This is a genomic window from Paenibacillus sp. CF384 (assembly GCF_900106745.1).
Classification (GTDB): Bacteria; Bacillota; Bacilli; order Paenibacillales; family Paenibacillaceae; genus Paenibacillus_Z.
Genome location: NZ_FNNV01000009.1, coordinates 26,273 through 47,120 on the forward strand (window position 1 = coordinate 26,273; position 20,848 = coordinate 47,120).

General features: G+C 51.1%; 17 protein-coding genes. 16 read left to right on the top strand and 1 reads right to left on the bottom strand.

Annotation, left to right across the window (positions count from 1 at the left end; all coding sequences use genetic code 11):
• Window positions 1–25: 25 nt before the first annotated feature.
• From BLW29_RS15885 to BLW29_RS15945, 15 genes are all read left to right on the top strand, one after another.
• Window positions 26–994: a polysaccharide pyruvyl transferase family protein gene (locus tag BLW29_RS15885; protein ID WP_090981270.1), complete on the top strand. Its 969-nt coding sequence runs from the start codon at window positions 26–28 to the stop codon at window positions 992–994.
• A gap of 54 nt (window positions 995–1,048) precedes the next feature.
• Entirely contained in the window at window positions 1,049–2,419 is a 1,371-nt protein-coding gene (locus BLW29_RS15890) for a sugar phosphate nucleotidyltransferase (RefSeq protein WP_090981272.1), read from the top strand.
• 57 nt (window positions 2,420–2,476) lie between these two features.
• Window positions 2,477–3,817, top strand: coding sequence for a UDP-glucose dehydrogenase family protein (locus tag BLW29_RS15895; protein ID WP_090981274.1), 1,341 nt, complete (start codon window positions 2,477–2,479; stop codon window positions 3,815–3,817).
• Window positions 3,818–3,838: 21 nt separating this feature from the next.
• A complete protein-coding gene (locus tag BLW29_RS15900) occupies window positions 3,839–6,781 on the top strand; it encodes a chitobiase/beta-hexosaminidase C-terminal domain-containing protein (protein WP_256208663.1) in 2,943 nt (980 codons plus the stop codon).
• 44 nt (window positions 6,782–6,825) lie between these two features.
• Window positions 6,826–8,070: a sulfotransferase family protein gene (locus tag BLW29_RS15905; protein WP_090981277.1), complete on the top strand. Its 1,245-nt coding sequence runs from the start codon at window positions 6,826–6,828 to the stop codon at window positions 8,068–8,070.
• Window positions 8,067–10,004: an asparagine synthase-related protein gene (locus BLW29_RS15910; protein WP_090981279.1), complete on the top strand. Its 1,938-nt coding sequence runs from the start codon at window positions 8,067–8,069 to the stop codon at window positions 10,002–10,004. Before BLW29_RS15905 ends, BLW29_RS15910 begins: the two co-directional genes overlap by 4 nt.
• Before the next feature lie 39 nt (window positions 10,005–10,043).
• On the top strand, window positions 10,044–10,175 hold the full coding sequence (locus tag BLW29_RS31175; RefSeq protein ID WP_143044416.1) for a paeninodin family lasso peptide: 132 nt from the start codon (window positions 10,044–10,046) through the stop codon (window positions 10,173–10,175).
• A 74-nt stretch (window positions 10,176–10,249) separates the two neighbouring features.
• Window positions 10,250–11,206, top strand: a complete 957-nt coding sequence (locus BLW29_RS15915; RefSeq protein WP_371264732.1) for a phosphoenolpyruvate carboxykinase (ATP) — start codon at window positions 10,250–10,252, stop codon at window positions 11,204–11,206.
• On the top strand, window positions 11,203–11,505 hold the full coding sequence (locus BLW29_RS15920) for a lasso peptide biosynthesis PqqD family chaperone (protein WP_090981281.1): 303 nt from the start codon (window positions 11,203–11,205) through the stop codon (window positions 11,503–11,505). The genes BLW29_RS15915 and BLW29_RS15920 overlap by 4 nt, the downstream gene beginning before the upstream one ends.
• 37 nt (window positions 11,506–11,542) lie before the next feature.
• Window positions 11,543–11,947 (top strand): lasso peptide biosynthesis B2 protein, encoded by a 405-nt coding sequence (locus BLW29_RS15925; protein WP_090981634.1) that lies wholly within the window; start codon window positions 11,543–11,545, stop codon window positions 11,945–11,947.
• Between the two features lie 12 nt (window positions 11,948–11,959).
• Window positions 11,960–13,129, top strand: a complete 1,170-nt coding sequence (locus tag BLW29_RS15930) for a nucleotidyltransferase domain-containing protein (protein WP_090981283.1) — start codon at window positions 11,960–11,962, stop codon at window positions 13,127–13,129.
• Between the two features lie 68 nt (window positions 13,130–13,197).
• Entirely contained in the window at window positions 13,198–15,138 is a 1,941-nt protein-coding gene (locus BLW29_RS15935) for an asparagine synthase-related protein (RefSeq protein ID WP_090981285.1), read from the top strand.
• Between the two features lie 29 nt (window positions 15,139–15,167).
• Window positions 15,168–15,308, top strand: coding sequence for a paeninodin family lasso peptide (locus BLW29_RS31180; RefSeq protein WP_143044417.1), 141 nt, complete (start codon window positions 15,168–15,170; stop codon window positions 15,306–15,308).
• A 119-nt stretch (window positions 15,309–15,427) separates the two neighbouring features.
• Entirely contained in the window at window positions 15,428–16,369 is a 942-nt protein-coding gene (locus BLW29_RS15940) for a phosphoenolpyruvate carboxykinase (ATP) (protein ID WP_090981287.1), read from the top strand.
• 15 nt (window positions 16,370–16,384) lie between these two features.
• Complete coding sequence (locus BLW29_RS15945) at window positions 16,385–18,190, top strand: ABC transporter ATP-binding protein (RefSeq protein ID WP_090981289.1); 1,806 nt, start codon at window positions 16,385–16,387, stop codon at window positions 18,188–18,190.
• 135 nt (window positions 18,191–18,325) lie between these two features.
• Here the strand turns inward: BLW29_RS15945 and cysC are convergent, their stop codons facing one another.
• Window positions 18,326–18,937, bottom strand: a complete 612-nt coding sequence (gene cysC, locus BLW29_RS15950) for an adenylyl-sulfate kinase (protein ID WP_090981291.1) — start codon at window positions 18,935–18,937, stop codon at window positions 18,326–18,328.
• A gap of 851 nt (window positions 18,938–19,788) precedes the next feature.
• On the opposite strand from cysC, the gene BLW29_RS15955 reads away from it, so the two are divergent.
• On the top strand, window positions 19,789–20,841 hold the full coding sequence (locus BLW29_RS15955; RefSeq protein ID WP_177186662.1) for a Gfo/Idh/MocA family protein: 1,053 nt from the start codon (window positions 19,789–19,791) through the stop codon (window positions 20,839–20,841).
• The last annotated feature ends 7 nt before the right edge of the window (window positions 20,842–20,848 follow it).

Consider the following 20,848-nt stretch of genomic DNA (forward strand, 5'->3'; position numbering starts at 1 on the left):
GATAGAAGACAAAGGAGACGGATTGATGGAAAGCGTACAGTTTGCTCATCCGATGGATGCGCTCAAGGACAAGCTTCGGCAGATTTTGCAGGTGATTCCGCCACATTCCAAGATCTATTACATCGATTATCCGGTTCATGGCAATGGCGGAGATTTATTGATTATGAAAGGAACCGAAGCTTTCTTCAAAGATAATCATATTCGGGTCCAGGCGAGGTACAGCGTGCTTGATTTCCCGAGCGGCGTGACGATTCCGCAGGATCATATTATCGTGCTGCACGGCGGCGGGAACTTCGGCGATCTGTATCCGGCTCACCAGAAGCTGCGCGAGAAGATCGTGTCCGATTATCCCGATCATCGGGTGGTCATGCTGCCGCAGACGATCTTCTACAAGAATGAGGCCGAGTTCGATAAGACGGCGAGAATCTTTAACAAGCATAAGGATGTGCATCTCTACGTTCGCGACACCTACTCGCAGGAGATGGCTACCGTCAAATTCACGACCTGTCATGTTTACCTGTCTCCGGATATGGCGCATCAACTATGGCCGATTCGGAAGCAGGCGAGCCCTGATAAGGAACTGCTTTGTTTCCTTCGCGTCGACATCGAGAAGACGGCAGAGCAGGAGCGGCTGGAAGCTTCAGGCAAAGGCGACTATCTGGATTGGGCGACGCTGTTTAGCGGATTGGAGCATAAATCGATTCGCGCGATATTCAAAATGTCGGCAGCCAGCAACGGCAAACTGCCCGTAAGTATGATCTGGGGCAAATACACCGACTATCTGGTGAACAAAGCCGTTAACCGGTTCAGCAAATACAAGAATGTGCAGACCTCAAGGCTGCATGGACATATTCTTTCTTGTCTCATGGATAAACCGAATGTGCTGCTGGACAATTCCTACGGAAAGAATTCCAGCTACTATCGCACTTGGACGAATGGGATCAAGTCAGCCAAACTATTGTCGCAACAGAGCGGTAACGCGGATCGAGTTTAATGAGCTGAGCGAGTTTGACGTCGTCAAACTCCCTATACAGAGGAGGGCACTATCATGAAAGTCGTATTGCTTTCGGGAGGATCGGGGAAACGGCTGTGGCCGTTGTCGAATGACGCCCGGTCGAAACAGTTTTTGAAAATCTTGAAAAAAGACGATGACCGTCTGGAGTCCATGATACAACGCGTCTGGGGACAAATCGGCGAAGCCGATTTGAGAGACCACACTTATGTGACGACGAGTAAACCTCAGGTTGAGATGATTCACAGCCAGCTGGGAAATGAAATCAACCTGATCGTCGAGCCGGAGCGACGGGACACGTTCCCAGCCATTGCGCTTGCAGCCACCTATCTTTACTCGGTCGAGGGCGTGAGTCTGGATGAAGCGATTGTAGTCATGCCTGTTGATCCCTTCGTAGAGATCGGCTTCTTCCAGAAGCTGAAAGAGCTGGAGCATGCGCTTGCCAGCTCCGAAGCCGACTTAGCGCTGATGGGCGTGAAACCGACCTATCCATCAGAGAAATACGGGTATATCATTCCGAAGCCAAGCGGCGACTCCGCTCGCTCGTTCATGGATGTGCAAAGCTTCCGCGAGAAACCTAGCGAAGCAGAAGCAGAGGAAATGATCCGTCAGGATGCGCTGTGGAATTGCGGCGTATTCGCCTTCAAATTGGATCTGATCATAAACATCCTGATCGTGAACGGGCTGCCGATTCAGTACGATGAAATGTTGAAACAGTACAGCAAGCTGCCGAAGATCAGCTTTGACTATAAAGTGGTGGAGAAAGCGAATCGCATTGCTGCCATCCAATATGACGGGTACTGGAAGGATCTTGGCACATGGAACACGCTGACAGAGGAGATTGAGACCTCGCTGATCGGCAAAGGCATCATTACGGCAGATTCGATCAATACGCATGTCATTAACGAGCTGGAAGTGCCGATTACGCTGCTCGGCTTGTCCGATGTCATTGTGGCGGCAAGCCCGGACGGCATTCTTGTTGCAGACAAAGCTTCAAGTCCGCGCATCAAGGATGTCATGAAGCATTCGGAACAGCGCCCGATGTATGAAGAGCGGCGCTGGGGCCGCTACAGAGTGCTGGATTACGTCACCTATCCGGATGGCCGGGAAGTGCTGACGAAACGGATCTTTATTTCCGAGGGAAGCAATCTGAGCTACCAGTACCATAGTTTGCGGGATGAGGTATGGACGGTGGTTGCCGGACATGGGGAGATGGTACTTAACGACCGGAGGTTCTCGATCAAGACCGGGGACGTCCTCATGATTCCGAAGGAGAACAGACATAGCTTGCGTGCACAGGCGGATATCGAAATCATCGAAATCCAAACCGGTTCGCAGCTGATCGAAGAGGATATCGTACGACTGGAACATGATTGGAACGAAATTATGCAGCTCTGTACGAAATAACGAAGCGAATGCTTACGCTGCTGCGTTTTCTCCGAAAATTCGAAGGAGTTGTTGAAGATGAACATCACGGTTATCGGTACTGGTTATGTCGGGCTTGTTTCGGGGGTTTGTTATGCGGAGCTGGGCAATCAAGTTATCTGCGTAGACAAGGATCAAGCCAAGCTCGATATTTTACGAAATGGAGCCATTCCTATTTATGAACCGAGCTTGCAAGAGCTCTCGCTTAAGAATATGGCTGCGGGAAAGCTGAGCTATACGTCCGATTTGCACCGTGCGGTTCAGCTGTCGGATATCGTAATCATCGCGGTAGGGACGCCTTCCTTGCCAAACGGCGAAGCGAATTTGACTTACATCGATCAGGTTGCCGACGAAATTGCCGAAGCGATGAACGGCTATAAGATCATCGCCGTGAAGAGTACGGTTCCAGTCGGTACGAACGAACGCGTGCGAGATCGGATTCGCCGCCTGACGAGTGAAAGGTTCGACAGCATTTCGCTGCCGGAGTTTCTGAGAGAGGGTTCAGCCGTACAGGATACGCTTCATCCGGACCGGATCGTCATTGGCGCTGACAGTCAAAGCGCGGCAGACACGATGGCCAAGCTGCATGCGCCGCTGACGGATCAAATCGTGATGACGGACATTCGCAGCAGCGAGATGCTGAAGTATGCTTCCAATGCTTTTCTCGCTACGAAGATCTCTTTCATTAACGAGATTGCGAACATCTGCGAGAAGGTTGGCGCAGACGTTACTCAGGTAGCCCAAGGCATGGGATACGATAACCGCATCGGTCATTCGTTCCTGAAGGCGGGCATTGGTTATGGAGGCTCTTGTTTCCCGAAGGATACGCGGGCACTTATCCAAATTGCCGGTCATGTCGACTACGAATTCAAATTGCTTCGTGCGGTCGTTGAGGTGAATCAGGATCAGCGGTTCAAAATGATCAGGAAGCTCGAAATGATATTTGACGGCAACCTCCAAGGCAAGACGATCGCGATCTGGGGACTATCCTTTAAACCGAATACCGACGACGTGAGGGAGTCTCCGGCACTCGAAATCGTTCAGCATCTGGTGAACAGCGGGGCTGTGGTGAAGGTGTATGATCCCATTGCGATTCCGAACTTCCGCCGCATGTACGGCGAGAACGGAGTTGTCTGGTGTGAAGGCGCATTGGAGGCGGCAGCGGATGCAGATGCGCTCTGCCTGCTGACGGAATGGGATGAATTCATCCATGTGGATCTGAATCAGCTGCAAACCGTACTGCGCAAGCCTATTCTGATTGACGGCCGCAATGTGTTCAAAGAGGAAGATTTGGCAGGAACGGCGTTTATCTACTATTCCATCGGCCGCCCGAGCTTGAATCAAGGCGTCAAGGAGGAAGTATTGGCTTTACATTACTAAAGGATGAAGAGGGCCTTTCTTGTGAGAAAAAATGCTTCAATGCTGTTGTTGTACGGACTGCTCGGCTGCTTGATTCCGTTAACCGCTACGGTGAGCGCTGCACCGCTTTCATACTTCGAGATCGAGATTGATCATCTTCGAAATTGGGAGCAGGTGTACAAGCATTCGGATACGCTCTATCTGACGAAAGCTCCGGGTGAAACCTCGGATGCGACCCGTGCGAAACGCGGCGGCTACTCCGGCGAGAACATCGTGTACAAGGCGGAAGGTTACTTACGTTCCTTCGCGGTGTACACGTATTATCAGCCGAACGGGAGCAAGTCCTATGACCATCCGTCCTTTTACATCTCGAAGGATGGCGTAACCTATAACAAAGTCATTCCGGACATTCATGAAGAAGACGGCAAGACGGTTAACATGGTGTACGAGTCGAGGCGGTTTCCGGCAGGAACGAAGTTTCTCAAAATCGTCTACCAAGGCAGCAGCATCGTCAGATCGCCTGCCATCGGGAAGGTCGTGCTGAACGGCCCATCCACCGCAGATTCCAGCGTGCCTTCGGGGACTGTGCCTTATGGCCGCATGGTCATGCTGAACCAAGGCGAGGAAGGTGAAACCATCTATTACACGACGGATGGCAGCGACCCGAGAACCTCGCTTACACGCAGGCATTACAACTCGCCGATTGCGGTTATCCATAATTTATTGCTTCAAATAACGGCTGTCGGTCATTCCAGTACGGGCCAGTCGGCGGCTACCGGCGTATCGACTTATCGGTACGTGCCAGCTCCTCAATTGTCGCCGCCTTCCGGGTTGATTGATCCGCTTGATAATTTCAAGCTGCTCGCCAATCGTACCAATCTGTATGTGGCCAATAACGAACCTGGCTACTTCGATAACGACAAAGGCCGGCTCGCGCGTACGACGAGCGCCCCTGGCAGCATGGTGTACCATACGCCTTACGACATCAATGCGTTCTCGGTTTACAGCAGCTTTTTTACCGGGAATCCGATAGAGGAGCATCGCTTGTTGGTTTCGCCCGACGGCAAACAATACACGCAAATTCCCGTGTCGATTACGCCTGTCGGCTATCCGACCGGAAATTGGCAGCAATATGCGTATGAAGCTTCCGGACTACCCGAGCATACGAGGTATTTGAAAATTGTGCTGCTCGGTGCGAAAGCTTGGTCGCCTCAAGTTTCGAAGGTCGTTATTAATCAGAATACGGCTTCCGTGAAGCTGGCCACCTCCCGAAGCGCGACTTCGGTCAAGACCGAGTTGACTTCGACTACCAAAGGGGCTCGCATTTATTATCGGTTAAACAAAGGGCCGGATTTCGTCTATTATTCCAAGCCGCTCCAGCTCCAAGGCTATAACGTGCTGGAAACGTACGCGGTGAAAGACGGCATGCTGCCAAGTCCAATCCGTAAATTCACGGTGAATGCGGGCAAAGAAATCCTTGTCGATCGGTTCGGTCAGATGGAGGCTGCGAATTTCACGGGGAAGGTGACCAGCGAGAAGGATTTGGCATCGGACGCGGCGGCAGATGCTGCTTATTATGGAAGCCTGAAGGCTCCGGGAGGTCGTGATTCTTACGGCGGGCTGGCCGGCAGCGCGAAGAAATACAATTTGGCCGCCAAGGGTTACTTCGCGATCCAGCGGATGGGTGAGCGCAAAGTGATGACGACGCCTGATGGAAACCTCTATTTCAGCCTTGCCGTGAATGGCGTGACGGCCCATGAAACCTACACCCGGATTGCCGGGAGGGAGAAGAAATTTGAATCCGTTCTCCCGAATCAAGGGGTCAACAAAAACGCTTATATCGGCTCGGACAATTATTCGTTCTATGTGGCGAATATTTTCCGGAAGAAAGGCGTATTCCCGACCGAGCACGCGATTTACTCGGAAGCGGTAACCCGGCTTCCCAAGTGGGGATTTAACGGAGTAGGCAATTATTCGCCAGAGAAATACGGCGAGGACGGCAAGCTTCCTTACGTGCGTATGCTGCCGCTGAGTGGCATTGCAGGGGCTCGAATCAATGGAATTTCCTTATTCGATATTTTTGCTCCGAACGCTGCAGCACAGATCGATAAGGCATTCAAGAACGCGCTCACGCCGAATAAGAATGACAAGAATCTGATCGGTTATTTCATCGATAACGAATACGATTGGCATAAATTTTATACGGATGTACCGAAGCTCAAAGCAAGCTCGGCTGCCATGAAAGGGAAATTGGTTCAGCGGCTGAAGGACAAGTATCAAACAATCAGCTCATTTAATGCGAATTGGAAGACGACATTCAAATCGTTCGATGAGATGAAGGAAGCGGAGCTGCCTGTATCAAGCTCTCAATCCTGGCGCGATATGGAAGCTTTCTTCGACTATTATTTGGACACGTTCTTCGGAACGGTTTCCCGCGCGTATCGCAAATACGATCCAAACCATCTCCTCCTTGGGGATCGCTGGATTACGACAACGTTCCATAATGAGAAAATCAGCAGCGCGCTCGCCCAAAAGGAAGGCAAATACGTGGATGTCATCAGCATCAACTATTACACCTACAAGCTCGAACCCGATCTGTTGAAGAAGGTTTACGACCTCTCGGGCGGCAAGCCACTACTGTTCAGTGAATTCGGTTATGGAACGAGCGAGCAAGGGCTAGCGCCTCTCCTGCCCAATTCGGCCGTGAACCAATTCCAACGGGGAATGCGCTATCGCAATTATGTAGAAGGCGCGGTCACGCTGCCTTACGTAGTCGGTGCACATGTATTCAATTACGTGGATCAAGCGGGTCTTGGCAGGTATTGGCAGGGCGAAGGCGGCGAGCATTACAACTCCGGTCTGGTCAATGTCGCAGATCGTCCTTATAAGGATTATCTGAAGGCGATCATGGATACGAACTATGACATTTATAAAGTCATGCTCGGGGAGCGCGCGAAATTTTATTATGATTTCAATAAAGGATAAGCTTGCGGATGGTTTCGCAATCCTTGTCTTGAAGGAGGTACACCTTGGTCGATTCGAGCGGCAACAACCTTGTTTTTCTACTATGTACGCCGAGGAGCGGAAGCTCTCTGGCCACGGTTATGCTCCAAAATCACAGTAAAATGTTCGCAGCCCAGGAAATGTGGTTCTTGATGAGCTTATATGATCTGCAGTCGCCGCAGCGCCGTGCATATGGCGGGACCGGCATACTGAATCAATTCTATAACGGCGTTCTGCCTGAACACAGCTTCGAGCAGGCCTGCCGAGCATTCGCTCTTCAGGTATACAACGGCTTAATGCAAAGCAGTGCCGGCGCGGAGATGGTGATCGACAAATCGCCTCGGTATTATTATCTGCTGGAGTTTCTGGATGCACTGTTTCCGCAGTCTCGGCGAATCTGGCTCACCCGCAATCCATTCGCGGTTCTCTCTTCCCATAAGAAGGTGAACGGTCAGCGCGGAACAAGCTTCAATATGAGGGAAGACATGAGGAATGGGAACTTCGATATGAAGATCGCAGACCTGACGATCGGATTGTTCCGCTACTTCAGTTATTTTGCTCAAGCTAATCCCTTCACGCACCGGCTGTCCTACGAGAAACTGGTGACGAGCCCGAGAGAAGAGATGATCGAGGTTTGCCGCTTCCTGGGCGTTGCCTATGAAGAGGGGATGGAGCGGTACGGGAACTTTAGAAATACGGCCAAGTCCGACTTGTACTTCAGCATGGGAGTAGGGGATCCGTTTGTCGCGAATCATTCGGAGGCGAATCAGGATTCCATCGCCATCTGGAAAGAGGTGCTGGACAAGCGCGAGATCGAGATGTACGGCCGCGTGCTTGGGGCTGGTCTCTTCCATGATCTTGGGTACAGCGAGGAACTGAGGGAAGCGGAGAAGCTGACGGGTGTACGCTTCGAGCTTGAGCCGGATTCGGAGCTGCTGGACTTGTACACCAAGCAGCTGACGGATGCGACGGGCTGTAGATGGGAAGCGGGCTATGAGATGCGAACCGAATCAGGTGCATCAGGGAGCTTGGTTATACCGGACCAGCACAATGATGAGAGATGGCTGCATCCGGAAGAGCTTCAGCTGCAGATGACGGTGCGCATGCTTGAGAAACGGTTGGAGAACAGCGCCAAAGAGCGCAGACAATTGAAATTGCAGCTCGACACCATGAAGCGGAAAGCCAATCGGTTGAAAATGCTGATTCCTTTCGGCAATCGCTTATCCCAGCTGGCATCGACCTACTTCAACAACAGCAGGCTGAACAAATGAGCGCTATTGTCGGTATTTATCAGTCAAATGGGCATCCGATCAACAACAGGGACAGCAGCGGGATGATGGAAGCCATGGAGCGGTACGATGCCGATGATGTTCAAACGTGGACGAACGGTGCGGTATTCCTCGGGTGCCGCGCTAAGTGGATTACGCCGGAGTCGGTTGGCGAGCGTATGCCTTATTACGACGCTGAGCGCAATATCGTGCTCGTGGCCGATGCTATCCTTGATAATCGCCGGGAGTTGTTTGAGCTGCTGCAGGTTTACCCCGCTCACCGCAGCAAAATCACGGATAGTGAGCTGATATTGCTGGCCTATCGCAAATGGGGGCAGAAGGCTCCGGAGTACCTGATCGGCGATTTCGCATTCGTCATCTGGGATATGGGGAAGCAGGAGATGTTCGGTGCAAGAGATTTGCTTGGACATCGCTCTCTCTACTATGTTCACGATCGCGAACGGTTTGCCTTCGGTACGACGATTGCTCCGTTATTCGCTTTACCGGAAGTTGGCAGAGCGCTCAATGAACCGTGGCTTGCGGAGTTTATGGCGATTCCGGAAATGTTCGAGTCAACGGATGTGACCTCCACGCCTTACCGGAATATTCATCAGCTGCCGCCGGCTCATACAATAACGGTTGCGGATGGACGCATTTCGCTCTCTAGGTATGGTTCCTTGGAACCGAAGTCGATGCTTCGGCTTCATTCCGACCAGGAATATGAGGAAGCATTCCGGGAAGTGTTCGACGAAGCGGTGAGGTCGAGGCTGCGCACGCATCGTCAAGTGGCGGTAACGTTAAGCGGCGGCCTAGACTCCGGCGCGGTCGCAAGCTTCGCTGCGCATGCCCTGAGCGAGGAAGGGAAGTCCTTGCATGCCTACAGCTACATTCCTGCTCGCGATTTCACCGATTGGACGCCGAGCAGCACCTCGGCCGATGAAAGCCGGTTCATCGGCGCTACTGTCCGGCATGTCGGCAATATATCGCATCAAGCGATGGATTTTGAAGGCATCAGCCCGTTATCCGAAGTAGACGAGTGGCTGGATCTGCTCGAGATGCCGTACAAGTTTTTCGAGAACTCTTACTGGTTGAAAGGGATACACGAACGAGCCGGAGGGCAAGGAGCGGGCGTACTGCTAACCGGAGCAAGAGGGAACTTTACGGTTTCGTGGGGGCCGGCGCTCTATTATTACGCGACGCTGCTCAGAAAGCTGAAATGGGTGCAATTTATGCGCGAGCTTCGGCTGTACAGCACGAATAAAGGCATTAGCAGATCGCGCTTACTATCCGTGATCGGCAAGCAGGCGTTCCCGATTCTGGCTAAGCGTTCGGAGCAAAGCAGTGCGCCGGATATTCCGACCATGCTGATCCATCCCGATTTCGCTAGACGAACCGATGTGTTTGCCAAGTTGCAGGAAAACCGAATCGGCGTGAACGGCTCTACCATTCACGATCCGCTGGAGCTGCGCAAGGAGAAGATGCAGAATCTTGCAGTCGGCAACAAGAATGGCGCCTCGGCAACCAAATTGTCCTTGCGTTACGGCGCATGGGAACGCGATCCAACCTGCGATCCCCGCGTCGTCCGGTTCTGCTTCTCGGTGCCGGTAGAACAATATGTGCGAGACGGCTTGGATCGTGCGCTTATTCGGAGGGCGACGAAGCATTATTTGCCCGACGAGGTAAGGCTGAATCAGCGGATTCGCGGTATCCAGGGAGCGGATTGGGTTCACCGCATCAAACCTTCTTGGAAGCCGTTGACCGATGAACTTCGGCAGCTTTGCACGGATCCTATCGCGACCGGGTACCTGCATGTCGACCGAATCCGGGAAGCCGTTTCGCGACTTGGCGAAACGCCTCGTCCGGAGCACGCGTTCAACCCGGAGATGAGAATGCTCATGCGCAGCCTGATCATTTACCGGTTCCTTAAACGTTTGTAGTAGCAACTCGTTAACTCCATTGAGAGGGGGTGAAAAACCATGACGAACAAAAAAGAATGGCAAGTACCTACTGTTGAAATGCTTGATGTAAGCGAAACGATGTATGGAAAAGGGATGTCGAACATTGACTTTGTAACAACGGACGATATGGACATCTATAACCCGAGCTAGTTCGGTCCAGGCGCCCTTATACAATCCGCGCAGTCGGATTGTATAAGGGATTTTTTGTTATTGCCCAGAAAGGAGTGGTTGATTTGGTATCTGCCGGTGAACACACGATATATCAAGCTTTCGGCATGCGTATATCGAGTTCAATTCCGCTGCCTGAACTGCCTGTATCCAGTCCGAAGAGTGCTGAGAAGAACCCGGATGTCATCATTGAAGCGGCTGACCCGGACAGGTTATGGGAGGAGCTGCAGCTTGTTGGCAGCAACTTCGCGTACAAAGACGGCCGGTTCCTGTTCCTTATTCCGGAGACAGCCATTTATTGTATTGAAGACGGATATCGAATTACGGTTGCTTCGCTTGAAGGCGCAGATCTGGAGAAGGTACGCGTATATTTGCTCGGTACCTGCATGGGCGCACTGCTCATGATCCGTGGTGTGCTGCCTTTGCATGGAAGCGCCATGATGATCAACGGCAAAGCATACGCGTTTCTTGGCGATTCGGGTGCCGGTAAATCGACGCTTGCCGCCACGCTGGTAAGCAAGGGTTATGAGCTAATAAGCGACGATGTCATCCCGGTATCCATATCGGGTGAAGGCGGAAGACTTGTCGTTATGCCGTCCTATCCGCAGCAGAAGCTGTGGCAGGAAAGTCTCGATCATCTGGGACTGGCAGCCGGTCACTTTCAATCGGTTTATCGGGAAACGACGAAATATGCCGTACCGGTGCTTTCGAAATTTTGTACCGAGCCCGTTCCGCTTGCAGGCGTGTTTGAACTGGTGAAATCGGAATCTGAGTCAGCCGTTTCGATCAGACGATTGTCCAATCTGGATCGGCTGCGCATCGTGCTTATGCATACGTATCGAAATATGCTGATCCCGCGTTTGGGCCTTGCGCAGTGGCATTTCAAGGTTTCATCCAGCACGGCCGATCAGGTTAACGTCTATCAGCTCATGCGGCCTACAGCAGGATTTACGGCAAACGAGCTGGCATCAGAAATCATTCGTACCATCGAAGAAGGAGGCAAATCGTTATGACGAATGTTTACTTGGCGGAACAACAGATTACCCAGTCGCCTGACAGTATTGTGAGCGACATGAATGGGGAAAAGGTGATGTTCAGCATTGCTAGCGGCAAATATTATAATCTCGGCCTGATTGGCGGCCGAATTTGGGAGCTCATCGCGACACCGACTACGGCCCGCGAATTGGTGGAGAAGCTTCTGCAGGAATATAACGTTTCACGGACAGCCTGCGAGGAACAGGTTGATGCGTTCCTTCGGAGGCTGCATCAAGAATCACTGATCGAGGTTCGGAACCTTGAAGCGCATCGTTAAGAAGTTTCTCGCTCTGCCTGCGGAGAAGAAAAGGTTCATGCTCGAAGCGTTCATCTACTTAGGCTGGGCTCGTATATTGAAGACCATACCGTTCTCACGACTCGCGCCATCCTTGGGCAGACGCATGTTCGAAACTCCGCTCGCGCATGATCCGTCACACGTTATGGCAATCCGCCAAATCGCACAGGCGATCGGGGTAATGAGTCGCCATACGATCTGGGAAAGCCAGTGTATGGTCAGAGCGATTGCCGCGAGCAAAATGCTGAAGCGGCGCCGGATTGGAAGCACCCTCTACCTAGGTACGGCGAGAGACGAGCAGGGGAAAATGATCGCGCATGCCTGGCTGCGCAGCGGGCCATTCTATGTGACCGGAGCCGAGGAAATGAAGATGTTCACGATGGTGGCCGCATTCGGATCGGATGAAACGCAAGGAAAGGAATGAAGGTGTCCCATTATGGAGAACAATCGCACCCTGGATCTAAGCGCTTTTCCTGAAGAAATCAACATCATGCTGGCGTTCATGAAGATGAATGCCGATCAGGCCCAGGAATGGGGCAAGTCATCGATGCCTGACATCGATTGGAATCAATTTCTCAAGGTGATCCGACATCATCGCGTCTACCCGCAGCTGTTTACGAAGCTAAAGAACAACAACCGGATTCCCGCGGATGTCTTGCAAGCCCTTCATCAGGATTACGGTCAGAACACGTTTCAAATGCTCCGTTTAAGCGGCGAAATGGGCCTTGTGTGCAAGTCCTTTCTGGAACATGGAATTCCTTCCTTGGTTCTTAAAGGACCGGTGCTTGCCGATCTGCTGTATGGGGATATCTCCCTTCGAACGTCCAAGGATTTGGACATCCTGGTCCCGATGGAGAGTGTGGAGACGGCAGAAGAGATGCTGACCAAGCTCGGCTATGAGAGCGATAGTCATGCTCCTCGGTTATTTAATTGGAAGTGGAAGATGCATCATATCTCCTACACGCACCCACAGACGAGGATTCAAGTGGAGCTTCACTGGCGTCTTAATTCCGATATGGGAAAGGAACCGCCGTTTGAGGAGTTGTGGGCACGCAGAAGACGGAGTTCGATTTCGAAAAATGAGATTTATATGCTAGGGAGCGAAGATCTCTTCATGTATCTGGTCTCACACGGCGCCCGTCACGCCTGGTTCCGGCTTCGCTGGCTGGCAGACATTGACCGGTTGGTGCGCCAAGGATTGGACTTTGCAACAACCATTTCGCTCATGCGGCGCTATGAATGCCTTCAGCTTGGAGGACAGGCTCTTATACTGGCGTCCGCGCTGCTTGGCACGACGCTTCCGAGTGCTGCCAAGCCGATGATTACCGGCAGCCATCAACGAGAGCTGGCTCAGCGTTCGCTCTATTTCATCCGGGATATCGTCGTTTTCTCGCCTGTACCGAGCTCCCAGGAGTTGGCCAAAACCTATAAACGTTACTTGTTTGCATTGAAAACGACCCGGCAAAAGTCGGTTTATATAGTAGGCCTATTATATCCCAGCTTCAGGGATACGGAAGCGATGCCGCTTCCGAAGCAATTGCATTTTCTATACTTTCCCTTAAGACCGTTCGTCTGGTTATGGCGGCAAATGAGGCAGGAAGCATAAAGAGATTCAGCCTATTCAAGTACGACACGACAGCACGTAGAAGAATGACTAGCACCTCGGAGGCAAACATGAGCGCAATTGCAGGTATTCTTTGTTTCAACGAAGAGACTGTATCGATAGAGGATAGCATGAAGCTTATGCAAGCTTTGCAAAGATACCCGTTTGATGATGTGCAAACCTGGTATGGCGGGTCCGTGTTTCTGGGATGCCATGCCCAGTGGATTACATCGGAATCGGTTCATGAACGTCTGCCGTTCTATGATAGCCTACATAAACTGGCGATTACCGCCGATGCGATCATTGACAACCGGGATGAATTATTTAACCGGCTGCAAATTGATTATTCCCGGCGGAAAGGGATGACGGACAGCGAGCTTATTTTGTCGGCATATCTGAAGTGGGGAAAGGCAGCACCGCGCTATTTGATCGGCGATTTTGCTTTTGTCATTTGGGACGAGAAGAAGCGTCTTCTTTTCGGGGCACGCGATTTACTGGGAAACCGCACACTCTATTATCATCGGCAAGAGCGGCAATTCGCCTTTTGCACGGCGGTCAACCCGTTATTCGAGATCAGCGGCGTCAAGAAGGAGCTGAATGAGTCATGGTTTGCAGAGTTTTTGGCCATTCCCATTATTCTGGATGCCGTCGACGTGAATGGGTTTGTATACCGTAATCTAGAGCAAATTCCTCCTGCTCACAGCTTTACTGTCCAGGATCGTAAAATGGCGCTGGAGCAGTACGACACGCTGGAAGCGCCTCGAGATCAGCTTCGACTTAAATCAAACGGCGAATACGAGGAAGCTTTTCGCGATGTTTTCCAGGAGGCCGTAACGTCGAAGCTTCGAACGTTCCGTTCGGTCGGCGCAAGCTTAAGCGGTGGATTGGATTCGGGCGCAGTCATAAGCTTTGCAGCGGATCCCTTGCGTAAGGAAGGGAAAACATTGCAGACCTACAGTTACGTTCCTTCCCCTGATTTCGTGGATTGGACTTCGAGAAGTATGATGGCCGACGAAAGTCCGCACATTGGGGCTACAGTGCAGCACGTAGGGAATATAACGCACAACAGCTTGGATTTTTCGGGCAGGAACTCGTTCGGGGAAATAGACGACTTGGTCGGGCTTTTGGAAGCGCCTTATAAGTTCTTCGAGAATTCGTTCTGGATCAAAGGGATTCTTGAACAAGCGCGGCAGGATGGGGTCGGCGTGCTGCTTACGGGAGCACGGGGAAATTACTCCGTGTCTTGGGGGCCGGCCATGGACTACTATGCCAAGCTTTTAAGGAAGCTGCGCTGGTTTCATTTTTACCGCGAGCTCAAGCATTACGGAAGACAGATTCATGTAGGAAGATCCCGGCTGCTGCCCATTATCGCTAAACAGGCCTTTCCATTTGCGACCAGGTCTTATTACGCCAAGAGACCGAAGAACGAAATTCCGAACCTCGTCCATCCGGCATTGGCAGCAAGAACGAATGTGTTCGAAAAGCTGAAATACCATGACGTCGGCCTGGCCGGGTCCTCGTTCGATGAATTCGAGGCGAGAGACTATCAATTCGGAAATTTGGCAACCTCAAATCATCAAGGCACATCTGTAACCAAGTTTTCCCTGCGCTATGGCGTTTGGGAAAGGGACCCCACCGCCGATCCGAGAGTGGTTCGCTTCTGCCTGTCCGTGCCGATCGAGCAATATGTACAAAACGGGATGGACCGTTCGCTTGTCCGAAGGGCTACCGAATCGTATTTGCCTGATGAAGTACGGTTAAACCAACGCATTCACGGCGTTCAAGGAGCGGATTGGGTTCATCGCATGATTCCGATATGGGGCTTATTTAACGAAGAGCTTCTGAAGCTTTGCCTGGATCCCATCGCCTCGCATTATTTGAACGTGGATCAAATCAAGGCATCACTTGGGAAAATCGGCCGTGCGCCTAAGCCGGAGCATGCATACGATCCGGATGCGAGATTGTTGATGCGTGGCTTAATTGCTTACAGGTTCCTGAAGCAATTCAGGTGATTGATTCCGCTTGAGAGGAGGTGATACATATGGAGAAGCAAGCGCAGAAAGAATGGCAGCAACCGACGCTGGAAGTACTCGACGTCAACATGACGATGGGTGGACCAAACGGTGTATTCCCGGACAAGAACGGCAAAGGTTCTAACAATGGACACGTTTTTGAATCCTAAAAGCACCTGATCCATGGCAAATCACTTGGTCCTTATACGAAGAAAAGCGTATAGGGGCCTCTTCGAGTTTCTTATTCTAAGTAGTTGTTGATACGCTGCTGAAATTGAGGTGAGGAAAGATGAACCCTGCTGTTAAACGAACGATTTATCGCGCTTTTGGGCTGACGATAGCAAGTGAACTCGCCTTGCCGGAGCTGCTTCGAGATGCGGATCAAACGTGTGAAGCGGAAGTTTATATCGACAAGGATGACTTGAATCAAGCCTGGAAAGAACGCAGCGGGATCGACAGCGATGATTATTATGCTCTTGACGGCGATGATTTTATGCTGAACATAGAAGGCACGGCCATTTACAGAGTCGGTGGAGGGAACCGGATCACCGTCTCTCCGAATATCGGAGCGGAGGATACCGTTGTACGGCTATACTTGCTCGGAACCTGCATGGGCGTGCTGCTGTTCCAGCGCAAGCTGATGCCCTTACACGGAAGCGCCGTTGTCATTAACGGCAAGGCCTATGCGTTCGTCGGCGATTCCGGCGCGGGTAAATCCACCCTTGCCGCCGCATTTCTAAAACGCGGCTATCCGCTCCTTACCGACGATGTGATTGCCGTCACGTTTGATCGCGACCGAATTCCCGTCGTTATTCCCTCTTACCCGCAGCAGAAGCTTTGGCAGGAAAGCATTGATAAGCTTGGGATGCAATCCGATCGATATCTTCCGCTGTATGAGACTAAATATGCTATACCGGCAGCGTCAATGTTTTGCGAGGAACCTGTCCCTCTGGCAGGTATCTTCGAACTCGTGAAGACGGACAGGAGCGGGACGGAACTTCGCCATCTCCAAGGACTTGAGAGACTTCCCACCGTCCGTTATCATACTTACCGTCATTTTCTGATTCCTCAGCTTGGCTTGGATCAGTGGCATTTCTCTGCTTCGGTAGCCATCGTCGATCGCATTAACATGTACCAATTGTGCCGATCGGCTTCGGGATTTACCGTCCACGATTTGGTAAGCCGTATCCTGAATACGGTTGAAGATGGAATTCGGATATCGCAAGGATAAGGGGGGAGACAAAAATTGGAGCATTTGCTGCTTTATTTGAAGAAATTGCATCGATTTGCCGGAACCAAGCTCTATTTCAATTTAATCGGTATGATGGTGATCAGCTTTCTGGAGGGGATCGGCATTTTTCTATTGGTTCCGGTGCTGGGGTTGATAGGAATTTTGGATTTGAATACGGATGGTATCCCGTTTGTTGCTGTATTGGTAAAACCGTTGCAGGCCATACCGGAAGGAATGAGACTGCTTGTTGTTCTTGGGGGGTTCATTCTATTGATCGCTGGTCAAGCGCAAATGCAGCGAAAGCAAACGCATTTGAATCTGGAGATTCAACATGGGTTTATCAGGTACCTCCGCATGGAAATCTATCAGAGCTTGCTGCAGGCCAAGTGGGCGTTCTATCTGCAAAGAAGACGATCCGATTTCTATAACGTGATGACCAATGAACTGGCGCGCGTCAGCCAAGGTGCATATCTGGCGATGCGTTTAATGACCACGATTCTGTTTACCGCTGTACAAATTGGCTTTGCATTATGGTTATCGACACAATTGACGGTTATGGTACTGATCTGCGGTATCGCGCTTGCCGTATATTCAAGCCGGTTCATTAAACGGTCCAAAAGCATCGGCGACGAGACCTCCGAGCTTGCTCAGCATTATATGGGTGGGATGACCGATCATTTTAACGGAATGAAAGACATCAAGAGCAATCGATCCGAAGCACAGCATTTGGCTTGGTTCCGTGCGCTTAGCGGCAAAATGGAATATAACCTCGTTCACTTTGGGAAAACGCAGGCTACCTCTCAATACATTTATAAAGTAGCTTCCGTCATCATCATTACGTTATTCGTATACGTATCGCTGGAAATGTTTCATGTGCAGGCGGAGAAGCTCATGCTGATCATTATCATTTTCTCGAGGCTGTGGCCGAAATTCTCGAATTTACAAGCCAATTGGGAGCAAATCGCGCAATCGCTGCCCGCATTCAAGAGTCTTGCGGATCTGCAGAAGGATAGTGCTCTGGCACAAGAATTGGATGCCGATAACGCCTCATTAAACGGTGAAACGATTCGTATGGAGGAAGGAATTGAGTGCCGCGGTATCACTTATCGTTATCAAGGAAGCCAATCCTCCTATGCCTTGCAGAATATTAATCTGTCCATTCCGGTGAATCGGATGACAGCAATCGTTGGAAAATCCGGTGCAGGGAAAAGCACCTTGATCGATATCATCATTGGACTTATTCAACCGGATGAGGGAGAGGTCCTTGTAGATGGACGTAATCTGGCCGGAGACGACAGCTTCTCGCTGAGGAGATCCGTCAGTTATGTCTCGCAGGATCCGTTCTTGTTCCACGCAAGCATCAGAGAGAATCTGTTGATTGCCGCTCCGGAAGCGACGGAAGCCCAAATGTGGGAGGCGCTGCAGTTCTCTGCATCGGATGAATTTGTGCGCAATCTGCCGCAGGGGCTGGATACCGTACTGGGTGACCGTGGGGTTAGACTCTCGGGAGGGGAACGACAGCGAATCGTTCTGGCTAGGGCGGTATTACGCAAGCCGAGTATTCTGATTCTCGATGAAGCAACAAGCAGCTTGGACAGCGAGAATGAAGCTCAGATACAAGCTGCGCTTGACCGTTTAAGAGGGCGAATGACCATTATTGTCATTGCTCACAGGCTGTCGACCATACGCAGCGCGGATCAAGTCGTGGTTCTGGAGAAAGGGGAAGTGATTCAGCGAGGCGGCTATCAGCAGCTGTCTGCGGATATGAAAGGTACGTTCAGCAAGCTGCTGCACTTTCAATCGGATAAAGTTGTGCCTTAACGGCTGACAACCGTTACATTTTTTTAGACAAAAACAAGAGACTGTCGAGTCGTTCTCGGGCAGCCTGATGGGGAGCTGTTTAGCTCCCTTATTATTTAATGTGGTGTCGTCGACGGGACTTATAGCAGAGGAGGATTAATGGCCGATGAGGTAATTTCGTTCATCGAGGTATTGGATAATCGCTGTAATAGATTGCTCTATTGTTAACTGTTCCGTATCGATGATGAGTTCAGGCGCGCTTGGGATGTCATACTGCGCACTAATGCCCGTGAAGTTGGGAATCTGTCCGCTTCTAGCTTTCCGATACAAGCCTTTCGGATCTCTCTTCTCGCATTCTTCCAGCGAACATTTCACGTAAATTTCGTTGTAATCCCCCGGCCCAAGCAGCTCTCTCACCATGTTTCGGTCCTTCTCATTCGGAGAGATGAACGCCGCAAGCACGACTAAGCCGGCATCCACGAATAACTTCGATAGTTCACCGATTCTGCGGATATTTTCTTGTCGATCCTCATCAGAGAAACTGAGGTCGCGATTAAGCCCATGACGGATATTGTCCCCATCGAGCACGTAAGATGCGATTCCTCTTGCATACAATTCCTTCTCCAGTGCGAACGCCAGCGTAGATTTACCCGAGCCGGATAACCCCGTCAGCCATAACGTACAGCTTCTGTGACGGTTCCGACTCTGCCGATCGTCCCTTGAAATGTTAGAGTGATGCCATGTGATATTGTTGCTCTTGTGGTCCAACGTATTTCCTCTCCCTCCAGAACTTGTACACCTTGATTATTTAAACATAGAGGAAAGCAGACGAATCACTTTAGATAGATCTACATTGACGAGAATGCGGTGAAATGGGGGAAAGTAGCTGGTCTAGGAGTCTACATTGGCGGAAGTGCGGTGAAATGGGGGGAAGTAGCTGGTCTGGGTGGCTACATTGGCGGGAATGTGGTGCAATGGGAGAAAGTAGCTGGTCTGGGGAGCTACATTGGCGGAATCGAGGTGATTCCACGCGGATGTGTAGCACTGGGAGCCACACATGTGCCGCAATCGCAGATTCCACGCGGATGTGTAGCACAGAGAGCCACACATTTGCCGCGATCGTTGATTTCATGCGGATGTGTAGCACTAGGAGCCACACATGTGCCGCGATCGGTGATTTCACTCGAATGTGTAGCACTGGGAGCCACACATGTGCCGCAATCGCAGATTCCACGCGGATGTGTAGCACAGAGAGCCACACATTTGCCGCGATCGTTGATTTCATGCGGATGTGTAGCTCTGAGAGCCACAACACGCATCCGCGGCTTCAGCAAATGCGCTTTTTCGCATGATATTCCCAGATTTGCGCACCTATAGTCAGAAAGAAGCGATGCATGCCTAAATATAACCGCGTAGGTTTGCCAGCACATAACTGTTACAACAAGCACCGACAATGGCTGCCAAGATAGCGGAAGGTTTTTAAAAATTTTCTCCACCGATTTGAAAAAATTGGGTTGAAAGCGCTGTAACTGTTGATGTATCCTTGAGGTATGTTGAAACGTTTCAATAACGTGTAGGATCGTCTGTGAGAATCGAGTTTGAGGGAGAGGGATTACGAAGTGAACTCATCATCATCCGTTTATAAAGTAGCTTTTATTGGCTGTGGCAAACGTGCGCATGAACACGCAATCGGGGTACAAACCGACAGCAGATTAAAGGTTGTTGCGTTGTCCGATATATCAACAGCTTCGGCAGAATCGCTGAATACTGAGTTTGGATTCCAAGCTGCTATTTATACCGATCATAAAGAAATGCTGGAGAAGGAGAAGCCGGATGTTGTTCTAATCTGTCTCTGGACACCGCTGCATCTGCCGGTTTTCCGCGATTGTGCGGAAGCGGGCGTTAAGGCCGTACTGTGCGAGAAGCCGATGTCGGCAACATGGGGCGAATGCCAGGAGATGGGTAAGATCGCAGACGAGTTCGGCTGCCAGCTGACCTTCTCGCTGCAACGTCGTTTCGCAAAAGGGAATCAAACGGTACGTCGTTATATCAAAGAAGGCCGAATCGGTCAGGTGCTCCGCCTAGACCTGTACTCACCTCCTAATCTGCTCGATTGCGGTATCCATACATTTGACCAAGCGATTAGCTTTATGGACGAAACGCCTGCGAAGACAGTGCTTGGGGCAGTCGATACGACCGAAATCTATAACTGGTTCAACGTGCCGTCCGAATGCGGCGCGACCGGACAAATTCTATTCGCGAACGGCGTACAAGCCAGCCTCTATTCCGGCTCCATCGATACATGGGAACCGAGTCAGGATATGACGAAGATCTGGGCCGGCGTTCGCGTCATTGGCACCGAAGGTTTTATCGAAGTCATGTGGGACGGACAAATCGTCAAAGGAATCAACTACGACGATTCGTCTTGGAAACCTGAGATGGAGCTGTCCTCGATGTCCGATCAAATGATCGGATATGTCCGTCATGCGATCGACTGCTTGGAGACAGGCGAAGAGCCTGAAGCTTCGCATCAGAAGGCCACTCGCGCTTCGGAAATTATTTTCGCAGTGTATGAGTCGGTTCGACGCAACGCGCGGGTAGAGCTTCCGCTTACCGGCGTTACGGACAGCCCTTTTATCACGATGCTTAATAACGGCCAATTCGCTAAATAAAGGAGCG

Bases quoted from the DNA above. Each gene is read 5' to 3' on its own strand.
- BLW29_RS15920 (WP_090981281.1), top strand. From the start codon at position 11,203: ATGACGAATGTTTACTTGGCGGAACAACAGATTACCCAGTCGCCTGAC.
- BLW29_RS31180 (WP_143044417.1), top strand. From the start codon at position 15,168: ATGGAGAAGCAAGCGCAGAAAGAATGGCAGCAACCGACGCTGGAAGTA.
- BLW29_RS15885 (WP_090981270.1), top strand. From the start codon at position 26: ATGGAAAGCGTACAGTTTGCTCATCCGATGGATGCGCTCAAGGACAAG.
- BLW29_RS15895 (WP_090981274.1), top strand. From the start codon at position 2,477: ATGAACATCACGGTTATCGGTACTGGTTATGTCGGGCTTGTTTCGGGG.
- BLW29_RS31175 (WP_143044416.1), top strand. From the start codon at position 10,044: ATGACGAACAAAAAAGAATGGCAAGTACCTACTGTTGAAATGCTTGAT.
- BLW29_RS15935 (WP_090981285.1), top strand. From the start codon at position 13,198: ATGAGCGCAATTGCAGGTATTCTTTGTTTCAACGAAGAGACTGTATCG.
- BLW29_RS15925 (WP_090981634.1), top strand. From the start codon at position 11,543: ATGCTCGAAGCGTTCATCTACTTAGGCTGGGCTCGTATATTGAAGACC.
- BLW29_RS15910 (WP_090981279.1), top strand. From the start codon at position 8,067: ATGAGCGCTATTGTCGGTATTTATCAGTCAAATGGGCATCCGATCAAC.
- BLW29_RS15890 (WP_090981272.1), top strand. From the start codon at position 1,049: ATGAAAGTCGTATTGCTTTCGGGAGGATCGGGGAAACGGCTGTGGCCG.
- BLW29_RS15930 (WP_090981283.1), top strand. From the start codon at position 11,960: ATGGAGAACAATCGCACCCTGGATCTAAGCGCTTTTCCTGAAGAAATC.
- BLW29_RS15940 (WP_090981287.1), top strand. From the start codon at position 15,428: ATGAACCCTGCTGTTAAACGAACGATTTATCGCGCTTTTGGGCTGACG.